Annotated in this window: 13 protein-coding genes; 1 reads left to right on the forward strand and 12 read right to left on the reverse strand. The window is 64.1% G+C overall.

Translation table 11 applies throughout. The annotated features are described in order from the left end of the window. Positions 1 to 69: 69 nt before the first annotated feature. From V1290_RS03140 to V1290_RS03150, 3 genes are read right to left on the reverse strand one after another with little or no spacing between them, the layout of a single operon-like run. Complete coding sequence (locus V1290_RS03140) at positions 70 to 693, reverse strand: Isoquinoline 1-oxidoreductase subunit (protein ID WP_442894961.1); 624 nt, start codon at positions 691 to 693, stop codon at positions 70 to 72. Beyond that, positions 690 to 2,867, reverse strand: coding sequence for a xanthine dehydrogenase family protein molybdopterin-binding subunit (locus V1290_RS03145; protein WP_334362970.1), 2,178 nt, complete (start codon positions 2,865 to 2,867; stop codon positions 690 to 692). The genes V1290_RS03140 and V1290_RS03145 overlap by 4 nt, the downstream gene beginning before the upstream one ends. A gap of 3 nt (positions 2,868 to 2,870) precedes the next feature. Further along, positions 2,871 to 3,332: a (2Fe-2S)-binding protein gene (locus tag V1290_RS03150; RefSeq protein ID WP_275186306.1), complete on the reverse strand. Its 462-nt coding sequence runs from the start codon at positions 3,330 to 3,332 to the stop codon at positions 2,871 to 2,873. Between the two features lie 260 nt (positions 3,333 to 3,592). Here V1290_RS03150 and V1290_RS03155 point away from each other — a divergent pair, with 260 nt between their 5' ends. Next, complete coding sequence (locus tag V1290_RS03155) at positions 3,593 to 4,486, forward strand: LysR family transcriptional regulator (protein WP_334362971.1); 894 nt, start codon at positions 3,593 to 3,595, stop codon at positions 4,484 to 4,486. A gap of 31 nt (positions 4,487 to 4,517) precedes the next feature. Here the strand turns inward: V1290_RS03155 and V1290_RS03160 are convergent, their stop codons facing one another. The 9 genes from V1290_RS03160 to nuoN all read right to left on the reverse strand — a co-directional run bounded on the left by V1290_RS03160 (position 4,518) and on the right by nuoN (position 12,914). After that, positions 4,518 to 4,910 carry a putative quinol monooxygenase gene (locus V1290_RS03160; protein ID WP_334362972.1) on the reverse strand — a complete coding sequence of 131 codons (393 nt, stop codon included), beginning with the start codon at positions 4,908 to 4,910 and terminating at the stop codon, positions 4,518 to 4,520. Between the two features lie 14 nt (positions 4,911 to 4,924). Next, a complete protein-coding gene (locus V1290_RS03165; protein WP_334362973.1) occupies positions 4,925 to 5,716 on the reverse strand; it encodes a carboxymuconolactone decarboxylase family protein in 792 nt (263 codons plus the stop codon). A 296-nt stretch (positions 5,717 to 6,012) separates the two neighbouring features. Next, on the reverse strand, positions 6,013 to 6,495 hold the full coding sequence (locus V1290_RS03170) for a hypothetical protein (RefSeq protein WP_334362974.1): 483 nt from the start codon (positions 6,493 to 6,495) through the stop codon (positions 6,013 to 6,015). Positions 6,496 to 6,742: 247 nt separating this feature from the next. Then, positions 6,743 to 8,053, reverse strand: a complete 1,311-nt coding sequence (gene mtnK, locus V1290_RS03175; protein WP_334362975.1) for an S-methyl-5-thioribose kinase — start codon at positions 8,051 to 8,053, stop codon at positions 6,743 to 6,745. 126 nt (positions 8,054 to 8,179) lie between these two features. After that, entirely contained in the window at positions 8,180 to 8,455 is a 276-nt protein-coding gene (locus V1290_RS03180; RefSeq protein WP_028345796.1) for a DUF1467 family protein, read from the reverse strand. A gap of 6 nt (positions 8,456 to 8,461) precedes the next feature. Next, complete coding sequence (mce, locus tag V1290_RS03185; protein ID WP_334362976.1) at positions 8,462 to 8,866, reverse strand: methylmalonyl-CoA epimerase; 405 nt, start codon at positions 8,864 to 8,866, stop codon at positions 8,462 to 8,464. Between the two features lie 67 nt (positions 8,867 to 8,933). Beyond that, positions 8,934 to 10,604 (reverse strand): ribonuclease J, encoded by a 1,671-nt coding sequence (locus tag V1290_RS03190; RefSeq protein WP_334362977.1) that lies wholly within the window; start codon positions 10,602 to 10,604, stop codon positions 8,934 to 8,936. Then, positions 10,604 to 11,416 carry a biotin--[acetyl-CoA-carboxylase] ligase gene (locus V1290_RS03195; RefSeq protein ID WP_334362978.1) on the reverse strand — a complete coding sequence of 271 codons (813 nt, stop codon included), beginning with the start codon at positions 11,414 to 11,416 and terminating at the stop codon, positions 10,604 to 10,606. Before V1290_RS03195 ends, V1290_RS03190 begins: the two co-directional genes overlap by 1 nt. A gap of 61 nt (positions 11,417 to 11,477) precedes the next feature. Next, positions 11,478 to 12,914, reverse strand: a complete 1,437-nt coding sequence (gene nuoN, locus V1290_RS03200) for an NADH-quinone oxidoreductase subunit NuoN (RefSeq protein WP_334362980.1) — start codon at positions 12,912 to 12,914, stop codon at positions 11,478 to 11,480. Positions 12,915 to 12,978 lie beyond the last annotated feature (64 nt).

Raw genomic sequence — 12,978 nt, forward strand, 5'->3', positions numbered from 1 at the left:
CGAAGCGCTTTTGATAAGCCAAGACTCGCAGGGACATTCCTGGCGGCACACGGTGTTAACACCTCGGCCTCATGACGGCGGGCAATGCGCGCCAGTATCAGCCCAGGCCCGCAGCAAGGCGCCGAACGCGGCCTGCGTGCCCGGCGCTGGCTCGCGGCCCGGGCCGGGCGACCAGCCCCAGCCCACGAGCGAGTCCTCCGCCATGTGGTGAAGGAGCGCGGCCATGTCCTTGCCGCCGTTGCGGTTCGGATCCTTGATCTGCGCGCAGATCTCGCCGAGCGTGCGCCCCTCCCAAGCCATCGACGCCGGGGCGAGGTGCCACTGCGGATGGCCGGGCACGCGGGCGGCATCGAAATTCGCGGTGTGGTGGCAGGTGTTGCAGGTCATGCCGGGCACGCCGTGCCCGTCGGCCCCGCGCACCACGAGCGGCTGATGCGGCCGCATCGCGTCGCTCTGCAACGGCCGCTCGGTCGCCGGGTGGCAGTTCACACAACGCGGATGATGCAGCACCTTGCCGGCCTCTTCGAACAGCGCGATCGAACGCGCCTGTTGATCGGCGATGCTCTGGAAGCTCGAGACGGGGCGCAAGTCCTTCGCGGTAGTCTGTTGGCGGGTGGTCTCCGCCACCGCGCCCGCGACCAGAACCGTGACGGCGGCCACGCCCGCCGCGAGGAAAGCCTGTGCGCGCATCATGCGATTGCCCTCACCAGTGGCAGGCGGCGCGGCCGCCCGAGGCCGAGCCGTGCCATTGCGTTCGCAACAGCGGGCCCGATCGGTGGCACGCCCGGCTCGCCGACGCCCGTCGGCTTCTCGGTCGAGTTGACGACGCGCACCTCGACCTGAGGCATCTCGTGGATGCGCAGCACGCGGTAAGTGTCGAAATTCGCCGGCACCGGCCGGCCCTCGTCGAGAGCCACCTCGCCATAGAGTGCCGCGCCGACACCGAAGCCGATGCCCCCTTCCATCTGCGCGCGGATCACGTCCGGATTGACCGGCACGCCGCAATCGACGGCGCACCAGACCTTATGCACGCGCGGGCCGTCGTCGCCGGCCGAAACCTCGGCGATTTGGGCGACGTAGCTGTCGAAGCTCTTCACTACGGCAACGCCGCGGGCGCGGCCATTGACCGGGCTGGGCCCGGACCATTGCGCGAGCTCGGCCACGGCGCGCAGCACGCCAGCCTCGCGCGGTGCCTTGCCCATCATGGCGAGCCGGCCCGCCACCGGATCCTGCCCTGTCGCCTGCAGGAGTTCGTCGACGAAGCATTCGACCGCATATCCGGTGTGCGTATGGCCGACGGAGCGCCACCACAGGACCGGCACGCCGACATCCGTCGTGTGCAGATCGCAGCGGAAATCGGCGATATCGTAGGGAATTTCTTTCGCGCCCTCGACCGACGTGGCGTCGATGCCGCCCTTTGCCATCACGGCCTCCGAACCCTTCAAGATCGATTGGCTGACGACGGTGTCGGTCCAGGCGACGATCTTGCCATCACGGAGGCCGCCGCGCAGGCGGTGCACGATGAGCGGACGGTAATAGCCGCCGCGGATGTCGTCCTCGCGCGTCCAGACGAGCTTCACCGGCCGGCCAGGGCCGATCGCCTTCGCCACCTCGGCCAATTCCGCCGCCAGATGACTCGTCTGCTGCGCCCGGCGCCCGAAACTGCCGCCGGCGAGCATCGTTTCCAATTCCACCTGCTCCGGCTTGAGCCCAAGCACCTTGGCGATCGCCTGGTGATCGAGCGTCTGCAACTGGCTGCCGAAGCGGGCAATCGCGCGCTGTCCGTCCCAGCGCAGGAAGCCGTCGAGCGGCTCCATGGGGGCGTGCGCGAGATAGGGGAAAACGTATTCGGCTTCGATGATTCTCTCGGCGCGCGCGAGCGTCGTGATCGCGTCTCCGTGGGCGCCGGCAATGCGGCCAGGCCGGCGTGCCAGCGCGCGGTATTCCTCGATGAGCTGGTCGCTGCTGCGCTTCTCGGCGGCCGACTCGTCCCAACTGATGCGCAATTGTTCGCGCCCCTTGATCGCCGGCCAGGTGCCGTTGGCGTAGACGGCCACGCCGGTCGGCACCTGCTTGACGTCGACCACGCCCTGGACCGCGCGTGCCGCGCTCGCATCGAAGGACGCGACCCGGGCGCCGAACCGCGGCGGGTGCGCCACGACGACGGTAAGCATTCCGGGTTCGCGCATGTCGATCGTGAACTGCGCCGTTCCGTTGGATTTCGCGGCACTGTCGAGCTTCTTGACCGAGCCGTCGTCGCGGCCGATCAACCGGAAGGCGGACGGGTCCTTGAGCGGCGGGTCGGCCGGGGCCGGCTGGCGTGCGGCTGCCTCGGCGAACTGCCCAAAGCGGCCCTCGCGACCGGACCCGGCATGGCGCAGCACGCCGCGCTCGACCGTGATCTCCCGCGCCGGCACGTCCCAGCTTTGCGCCGCGGCGGCGACCAGCATGGCGCGCGCAGTCGCGCCCGCCTTCCGCATCTGATCGTACGAATTGGCGATCGCGGTGGAGCCGCCCGTGCCCTGCACGCCGAAGGCCAAATTCTTGTAGAAGTCGGTGTTGGAGGGCGCATGCTCGGCCCGCACCTTCGACCAGTCGGCGTCGAGCTCCTCGGCGACAAGGGTTGCGAGACCGGTGAAGGGACCCTGGCCGAACTCGATATGCTTGATCAGTACGGTCACCGCATCGTCCGCGCCGATGCGAATGAAGGCGTTGGGCGCGAAATCAGTGCCGCCGGCGGCGCGACGGAAGGCGTGCGCCGCGCCCGATTGCGCGCGCGCCATCTCGGGCAGATAAAGGCCGATGACGAGGCCGGCGGCGCCCTTGAGCATCGCGCGGCGTGAAAGCGCAGCATCGTGGATCGTCATGGCTCAGCCCTCCAGCGCGCGGGCGGCGTCGTGGATCGCGGCGCGGATGCGGACGTAGGTGGCGCAGCGGCAGACGTTGCCGTTCATTGCGAGATCGATGTCGCGGTCGCTCGGTTTCTTGACCTGCTTGAGGAGCGCGACGGCGCTCATCACCTGGCCTGACTGGCAGTAGCCGCATTGCGGCACGTCGCGCGCGATCCAGGCCTGCTGTACCGCCTCGGCTTCCCGCCCGGAGACGCCCTCGATGGTGGTCACCTCGCGGGTGCCGAGCGCCGAGATCGGCAGGGTACAGGAGCGCATTGGCTTGCCATCCACGAACACGGTGCAGGCGCCGCATTGTGCGACACCGCAGCCGAACTTCGTGCCGGCCAGGCCGAGCGCATCACGCAGGACCCAGAGGAGCGGCGCGTCATTATCGACATCGACGCTCTGCATGGTACCGTTGACCTTGATCGCGAGCGCCATTGCTGCCTCCCGGTTTGCTGAGCACTGATTGATGCAGACGGCGGCCTATGCGCCGCCCCGCGGGCATCGAATAACTACTCCACCTCCTGACCGGTTCCCGGGCTCCGAACACGATTCATCGGTGAGCAGCATGTGCGATGTGATCGCAGCTTCGGGAAGCATCGCGTTGCCCGATGCCTCGGGCCACGATGACAATTAGGGCATGGCTCTGCCGCGACTAGTCCCTATAATCTGCAAGGACTTATTAGGTGGTGCAATAAATGCCGCGCGGCAGCTTCGACGACCTTCGCTACCTCATCGCCGTCGCCCGGGAGCAAAGCTTTACCAAGGCGGCTGGAAAGCTCGGCGTGTCGCAGTCGGCTCTCAGCCAGACGATCCGTCAAATTGAAGAGCGTCTTGGCGTGCGGCTTCTCACCCGCACGACCCGCAGTGTCTCGCTGACCGAAGCGGGTGAGCGGCTGGTGCGGACGGTGGCACCCCGCTTCGAGGAGATTGAAGCCCAGCTCGAGGCCTTGAACGAGCTTCGGGAAAAGCCCGCTGGCACGGTGCGGATCACGGCCGGGGACCACGCAATCAAGTCGGTCCTCTGGCCGAAGCTGCAGAAATTCCTGCCGGATTACCCTGATATCAAGGTCGAAATCGTTATCGACTACGGCCTGGCGGATATCGTTGCCGAGCGCCATGATGCCGGCGTGCGCTGGGGCGAGCAGATTGCGAAGGACATGATCGCGGTGCGGATCGGACCGGACATCCGCTTCGCCGTTGTCGGCACAAAATCCTACTTTGCGAAACGAGCAGTCCCACGAACGCCGCAGGATCTGATCGATCACAACTGCATCAACCTGCGCCTGCCGACCTATGGCGGCACTTATGCCTGGGAGTTCGAGAAGGACGGGCGCGAGCTGAAAGTACGCGTCGAGGGCCAGCTCGTCTTCAACGGCATTTTCCAGGTGCTGGATGCCGCCGCTGCCGGGCTTGGACTAGGCTTCGTGCCGGAGGATATTGCGCAGCCTTATCTCGCGAAGGGACGCCTGAAGCGCGTGCTTGAAGAGTGGTGCCCGCCTTGGTCGGGCTACCACCTCTATTATCCTCACCGCCGTCAGTCTTCACCGGCCTTTGCCTTGCTGGTCGACGCGCTGCGCTACCGGGGATAACAGCGTTCAAGAGGAGGCGTACCGGTCGCCCTCACTTTGCCTTGGCGCCGAGCATAAGGGGGTCCGTCCGGACAAGTTTGAGTGACTTGACCATCTTCTCCGTCGTGGCCTTATATTTTTTGAAATGAGCGGATTCCAACTGCGACTTGTACGCATCCGCATCCCTATAGATTTCAAAAACCCTGATGCTGGCGGGATTATCCTTTTCAGACATGGCGTATAAGACCAGAACTCCTGGCTCCAGGCGAATAGCAGCGTCGATTTGCTCCAGAACCGCAGCCTTGTAGCTTTCCAACTGAGCGGGATCGATTTCCAATTCTGCTAGCTGTACGTATTGGCCTTGCGTCTCCTGGGTAAGCGCGGGCCCGCACAGACATAACGTCAGCACCGCGGCCCTAAGAATTAGAGGCTGCTTAATGCTCATGTCGGCCTCCCAAATCAACGGGGACGCTTCTCGAAGACATCTTTCGCGACCGGCAGCGCCGAGAAGGCGTTGGGCCAACCTGCATAATAGGCGAGATGCATGATCGCTTCGGCGGCCTGCTCTTGCGTCAGGCCATTATCCATCGCCCGATTGAGATGGTATGGCACCTGCGCGACCTGGCCCGACGCGATCAGCGCGCTGACGGTCACGAGACTCCGGTCACGTGGTGCGAGGTCCGGGCGTAACCATAGATCCCGGAACAGGACATCGGTGGTATGTTGAACGAGTCCCGGAGAGGTGGCGCCGAACTGCTGCCCGACCCGTGCAACGCGGTCGGCCTCCGCGGCTTCGTTTAGCGGCAGGGACTGAGGCGACACGGGAGGGAGTTGATCAGGTCCGATTCCGCGCTGGGTAAAGACGTCCCTGGCGGGTCCTATCGCCGCAAAGGCGTTCGCCCAGCCTGAATAAAAGGCCAGATGGGTGATGATCTCGGAAAGCTCGCCTGGCTTGACGCCGTTCTCGAGCGCCTGATTGAAATAATAAGCCATCGGCAGGGTCAGCTCGCGGGCGATGAGCACGGCGACCGTGACAATGCTTCGATCGCGCTGGCTCAGACCAGGTCGTTTCCAGACCTCGCCGTAGAGGCGCTCTTGCGTGTACTTCTCAAGCGCCGGAGCAACCCGCCGCACGTCTTCCGGTGACAGCCTCCTGCCCGTGACATTGGGTTGCTGAGCTTGTGCGAATGACGATGCCATCAAGAACACCGATGCGATCGTGGTGCGGAGAAATTTCACCTCGAACTCCATTCATGGGTTTCTATCGCTCGCCTGTATTCCGCGTGGCGCAGGCTCGGCTGGGCGGAGCGATGAGAGCGAATTTCCCGATAGGTGCGGCGCACCACTGGCTCAACACGCAGGCTGTCAGACCCGACGCTGGTTCGTGTGCTTGTTATAGGCAGCGCCGAGCCATTCGATTAGGCGGCAGAATGCGCATGGAGCTATTAGAGCGGCTGATTAATCGTTTCGACGACATCAGCCGCCGGCCCCTGCAACGAGGCTAGCTAGGGCGCGCTAGCACCATCGGTACCTGGATGGCTCGGGCTTTACGCCCCGGCTTTAGTTTCGACCAGGGCTGGAGCTGCGATCTTGTCCTTCATTTCCTCGCAGATCTTGCGTACCTCCGCCGTCAACAACGAGCAGCTCTCAATTTGAAGGAAGACGCGTTTGGCTTCCGCGCGGTAGCGCGCCGCGGTTTCCTTCAGTTCTTCGGTCACTGCGAGCGCTTCGCGGGTCATTGCCTCGCACTGCCGGGCCTGCTCGATGAGCTCAACGCCCAGGGCCTCGATGTCCTTCGCGGCGGCTTCATATTCGCGGACAACAGCTTCCGCCGACAACTTGCCGATCTCCGTGGCGCCGTCGCTATGCTCCACATAATCCGGCATCCCCAACTCTGGAGCGCGTACGGAAGGCGGCGCGTAGTCGGTCGGCTGGGATTCGCGAATTGACGGCAGTTTGCGAAACTCTTCTTCGATCTCGCGCTCAAGATCGATCGTATCTAAAATCGGCGGCTTTGTTGAACGTGCCATGGCAGCGCTCCCTAAATGAAAAGAAATCTCTCGAAATGCGGCTTAGACGGTTAGCTCTCCCGTTGAGGCGAGCAACCGAATTGCTTGGGTAAGCTTGTTATTTAACCTTGATGTCGGCGCTGGCGGTTAATTCTGGAACTATCGAAGCTAAGGTCAACCCGACGGAAAGAACCAGATACCGGACTCCCGGTATCTGCCTAAGGCGGACATTGCCACCAGCCCCCTCCGTGCGCCGGCGGGACGGCTCTCACCTGGCGAAATCCGGCCACCAATCGCGCACGTCCCGGGCTGCCTTGGTCACGGCACCGATGGTCGGGAACGACGCCGTGTCCAACATCATCGCGCGCGCCAGTCGCAGGCTGCGCGCCTCGGAGATCGCCCGCCGCTTCGGGTCTTCGATCAATTCGAAATCGATGTTGTGCGCAAGCCCCAGAATGCGGCGAATGATTTTTGCCGCCGCGAATCCGATCGTGTCCTCAAACAGCCGCGTCATATAGGCCTGCCGCTCGGCCTCCAGCCGTGCGGCGCCGGCCTCGCCTTCGAACAGCGTCCGCGGATAGGCATCGCCTGCGGCTTGCGTTCGCCACAGCTCCAGGAACTTGCGAGCGAACTCCGTCCAGATACCCTCGACGGTCTCCAGCACCCACGCCTCGAAGGCGCGGCGCTCGACGGGCGAACGCTCGTGACCGGCGGACGCGAGATAGGCCATCAGCAGGTTGGCGATCACCGCGCCGATATCGAAGCCCATCGGACCATAGAACGCGAATTCGGGATCGATCACCTTGGTCTCACCTTCCGTCACCATGATCGATCCGGTGTGAAGGTCGCCGTGGATCAGGGCTTCCGGCGCGTTCAGGAATTTCAGTTTCAGCCGCGAGATCGCGACGTGGAGGTCGAGGTCTTCGCGAAAGGCCGCCGCGGTCGCATCGAGCCAAGGCTGCGTCCAGCGGTTCTGTTCGGCGACACGGTAGGGATCGGTGAAGATCAGGTCCTCGGTGATCTTGCAGAGCGCATGGTTGCCTGCGAACGCAACGATCCCCTCCTTCTTCTCGGCGGCTGATACCGCGAGGTCGGAGGACAGGAAGAGCGTCCGGGCCAGGAACGTCGTGACGTCCGCGACGAAGCGCGGATAGGTCGCGCCGGCCACCAGCCCCTTGCGCATGATGATGTGCGGCTCGAGCAGTTCCATGACGACAAGCGCGAGCGCCTCGTTATGGTGCAGCACATCAGGCACCAGGCCGGGCGCCAGCCGCGTCTGATGCGTCAACGCCAGATATTCGTAGTGCGAGCGCGACAGCGGCAGCGGCCAGCTCTCGCCGACAAGCCGCACGTAAGGCAGCGCCTGCTTGACGGCGACGCCGCCCGCCGTTCCCTTGACGATGAAGACGAGATTGAGGTTGCCGTCGCCGACTTCGCTGATCAACCAGGAAGCCGGATCGCCGCCAAGACGTGCCGCGACCTCGGGAATTCCTGCGAGGTAATCCCGCAGATCGGCTTCATGCAGAATTCGATATTCGTCCTGCCGCGGATCGGCCAATAATCGACGCTGTGAACTCATCCCCTGCCCCCTTGTCGGTGCGGGAGGCGCGCTCACTCCCGTTCCAGGAAATTCGATCCGAAATCGGCCTTCTTAATCAGATGATAATCGCAAAAGACACGTCGGCGAACGGGCCAGATTGAACTGTCAGAACGGCAGCCCCATCAGCTTCGACAGCCGTTCGATATTCAGATAGCCCTGGTGATACGCCCACATCCCGATGCCGAAAATCACGGCCGAAACAATCGTGGTCCACATCAGCTTCCAGCCCATCCGCGCCATGACCGGCGCGCCGGGATCGGTGCCGGGTGCGCCCTCGCCGTCCTCGTGCTGGCTGCGGACACCGAACGGCAGCGTCGTGAACAGAACGACCCACCACAGCACGAAGTAGATCGCAAGCGCGGTGGAGATGCTGTATGCCATCAGCGTTCAAGCCTGTTCGATTTCGACGAGCGCGCCGGAGAAGTCTTTCGGGTGGAAAAACAGCACTGGCTTGCCGTGCGCGCCGATCTTCGGCTCGCCGTCGCCCAGCACGCGCGCGCCCTGCGCAATCAAGGTATCGCGCGCGGCGATGATGTCGGGCACGTCATAGCAGATGTGGTGGATGCCGCCGTCGGCATTGCGCTCGACGAATTTGGCGATCGGCGAGGCCTCGCCAAGCGGCTGGATGAACTCGATCTTGGTGTTGGGCAGCGTCACGAACACGGTGATGACGCCATGCTCCGGCAGCGGCACCGCGCCGGAAATTTCTGCGCCGAACGCGCTGCCGTAGATCTTGGCGGCCTTTTCCGCGTCCTTGACTGCGATCGCGACATGATTGAGCCGGCCCAGCATGATTACTCCACTCCCTGCCTCTAGCGCTCCCGGCGAGGACTAGTGTCCGCCCGAAAGGTCTTTTACCTCAAACCGTTAGAACGTGAACAAGGCAAATCGGCTTCTTACCCCAATTCTCGGCAATGACCGCGCGGACCGCGCGCCGCACCGATTCCGCCGTGGCGTCCGCGTCGCGGCGCCGCGCCCGCGGCAGGCCTTCAACGGTCGAGACCACCAGGTCGAACACGATCTCGTCGATCAGCTCGCCGGCGGTATTCTTCTCGGGGATGCCGACGAGATCAACCTCGGGATCTTCGGCCAGCTCACCCTGTTCGGTCATGGCGATCGCGACAAAGGCGCAACCGGCAAAGCCCATCCGGCGCCGTTCGACCACAGCGCGGGATTTGGAGTCCTCCAGGATCACGCCGTCCTTGTAGAGCCGCCCCGACGGCAATTCGTCGATGATGCCGGGCTCGCCGGGCCCGAGCTTGACCAGATCGCCATTGCGGCAGGTCATTACCTTCGGCACGCCCGCCGCGCGGGCGAGCTTCGCGTGCTCCGACAGATGCAGCGCCTCACCATGGACGGGAATCAGTATCTGCGGGCGCACCCATGAGATCATGTCGCGCAGCTCGTCGCGGCGCGGATGGCCGGAGACATGGACGAGATCGTTGCGGTCGGTGATGACTTCGATGCCCTGAACTATCAGCCCGTTGATGATGGAGCCGACCGCCTTCTCGTTGCCGGGAATAGTGCGCGAGGAAAAGATCACGCTGTCGCCCTTGTTCAGCGTCACCTGCGGGTGGTCGTTGTTGGCAATGCGGGCCAGCGCGGCGCGCGGCTCGCCCTGGCTGCCGGTGCAGAGCGCCAGCACCTTGTCCGGCGGGAAATGGCCGTAATAGTCGGCGCCGCGAAAATTCTGCACGCCATCGAGATAGCCGGTCTCGCGGGCGACCTGCACCACGCGCTCCATGGCGCGGCCGACCACGACCACCTCGCGGTCGGCGGCCTTGGCGGCGTCGGCCACCGCCTTCACCCGCGCGACGTTGGAGGCAAAGGTGGTGACGGCGACCCGGCCCTTGGCCGCGCCGACCAGCTTCTTGATGGTGGCGGCGACCTCGGTTTCCGAGGGCGAGCGCCCGTCTCGCACCGCATTGGTGGAATCGCCAACCAGCGCCAGCACGCCCTCATCGCCAAGCTCGCGCAGGCGGCGTTCGTCGGTCGGCAGACCGATGATCGGGGTCGGATCGATCTTCCAGTCGCCGGTATGGAGCACGGTGCCGACGGAAGTGTGGATTGCCAGCGCATGCGATTCGGGAATCGAATGCGCGACCGGAATGAACTCGACGGTGAACGGTCCAAGCTCGATGCGGCCGCCCGACGGCACCACCGTCACCGGGATTTTCGGCGGGTTGCGCTCGGCGGCGCATTTGGCCTCGAACAGCGCAGCGCTGAATTTAGTCGCATAGACCTTGCATTGCAGCTTCGGCCAGAGGTCTATAATGGCGCCGAAATGGTCCTCGTGGGCGTGCGTCAGCACCAGGCCCATCAGGTTGTTGCGCTCTTTCTCCAGGAAACGGATATCGGGCATGATCAGGTCGATGCCCGGCAGATGCTCCTCGTCGCCGAACGAGACGCCGAGATCAACCGCGAGCCAGGACCGCTGGTGGCGGTTGCCGAGCCCGTAGATCGACAGGTTCATGCCGATCTCGCCGACACCGCCAAGCGGCGCAAAGGTCAGTTCATCCGGCCGCGCCATCAGGCAGCTCCCACCGACGCTGCCGCGCCGAAATAGACTTCGCCCGCCGTGACGGCCGCGCGCTTGCCCTCGGCGTTGCGAACGATCAGGCAGCCACTCTCGTCGATGGTGTCGAATGTGCCTTCGACGGTCGTGGTTCCCGTGTTGATCGCGACCTGCTCGCCGAGACCGAAGGCACGCTCCAGCCAGGCTTTCCGAATGTCGGTAAAGCCGCGGCCGTTGTCCCAGATGCCGCGAAACTCAACCCAGGCGTCCGACAGCGCCGTGAAAAGCTCCTCCGCGCCGACATGAACGCCGAGCGCGGCAAGCGAGGTCGCCGGCGTAGGCGTGCCCTCGGGCGCGGCAATGACGTTGGTGCCGATGCCGACCACCACGGCGAGACGGTTGCCCGCCACGGCTTCAGCCTCCAGCAGGATCCCCGCGAGCTTCTGCCGCTCCGCCAGCACGTCGTTCGGCCATTTCAAGGCGAAGTTCAGTGGATCCGCGCCGGCACGGCGCATATTGGCTTCGATGCTTAGTTTCTGCAGCGCGCGTTCCAGCGAAAGCCCGGCGGCAAAGCCAAGCGTCGCCGCCACGGCCGGCGAAACATCCATGACTTCCAGAATGCTGCTGGCGAGGTTGCCGCGCGGCGCGCTCCAGGCGCGCTGCCGGCGGCCGCGCCCCGCGGTCTGCTCTGTTGTCACGAACCACATCGGCCCAACTTCGCCATTCCGGGCGCGCGTCATGGCTTCGGCGTTGGTCGAACCGATCTGGTCGAAAGCGGCGAGACGGTAGCCCGCCGATGTGGCTTTGGGACCGAGCGAGAACGTCATTTCCTATTTCTGCGCATGATCTTCTCCGAAACCCGGGGCCCGCCTTCTGGGATCATGCACGCTAAAACAGCGACTTCGCCGCCGCCGTGGCTACGCTGACCAGCGGCCCCGGATAGACGAAGAAGAAGATGTTGAAGATACCGGCAACCGCCAGCACCGTGCGCAATTCGATGCGCATCGGCTCGACCTCGCCGGCCGGCTCGTCGAAATACATCAGCTTGATGATGGTGAGATAGTAGAACGCGCCCACCACGCTGGTCAGCACGCCGATGACGGCGAGCGTGAATAGGCCCGCCTTGATCGCGGCCACGAACACGTACCATTTGGCAAAGAAGCCCGCGAGCGGCGGAATGCCGGCCAGCGAGAACAGCAGCATCGCAAAGAAGAACGCCAGCATCGGATTGGTGCGCGACAGCCCTGCGAAATCGCTGATCTGCTCGACCGCCTGCCCGTTGCGCTTCATGGTCAGGATGACGGCGAAGGAGCCGAGCGTCATCGCGACGTAGATTGCGATGTAGACCAGCACGCCCTGCGCGCCCTCCACGGTGCCAGACGCAAGCCCGACCAGCGCAAAGCCCATATGGCCGATCGACGAATAGGCCATCAGGCGCTTGATGTTCTTCTGCCCGATCGCGGCGAACGAACCCAGCGCCATCGAGGCAATCGCGACGAACACGAGGATCTGCTGCCATTGCGGGACGATGCCGGGGAAAGCGGTCAGCGTCACGCGGGTGAACACCGCAAGGGCTGCGACCTTCGGCGCCGATGCAAAGAACGCCGTGACCGGCGTCGGCGCACCCTCATAGACGTCAGGCGTCCACATATGGAACGGCACGGCGGATACCTTGAAGCAGAGCCCGGCCAGCAGGAACACGAGGCCGAACACGATACCGACGCTGCCGGTCTTCACCGCCGCCGCAATGCCCGCAAAATCGACCGTGCCGGTGAACCCGTAGATCAGCGAAGCGCCGTAGAGCAGCATGCCCGAGGACAGCGCGCCAAGCACGAAATACTTCAACCCGGCCTCGGTGGACTTGGCGTTATCGCGGTTGCTTGCAGCGACCACGTAGAGCGCGAGCGACATCAGCTCAAGCCCGAGATAGAGCATGATCAGATCGGCGGCCGAGATCAGCACCATCATGCCGAGCGTGGAGAGCAGCACCAGGATCGAATATTCGAAAATGCGCCGCGACGGATCAGACAGAAATTCCGTCGACAGGATCAACGTCACCGCCGAGCCGATGATCGCAAGGATCTTCAGGAAGCGGGCAAAGTCGTCGACGACGAAGCTGCCGCCGAAGGTCGTGAGCTTGCCGGCCGGCAGCATCAGCTCCAGCGCGCCGGTGACGACGAGCAGCACGACCGCGAGGCTGGTGACGATTTTCGTGGTCCCCTCGCTGCGGTACGCGCCGAGCATCAACAGCGCCATGGCGCCGACGGCGAGCACCAGCTCCGGCAATACCGGCAGCAACTGATAACCTGCACTCGAAAAGCTCATGACGTTCTTATCCTTGGCGCGTCTTCTTCATGCGAACCGGCTTCCACTTCGCCTGAAAACGCTA

The organism is Bradyrhizobium sp. AZCC 1578 (assembly GCF_036924675.1).
Classification (GTDB): Bacteria; Pseudomonadota; Alphaproteobacteria; order Rhizobiales; family Xanthobacteraceae; genus Bradyrhizobium.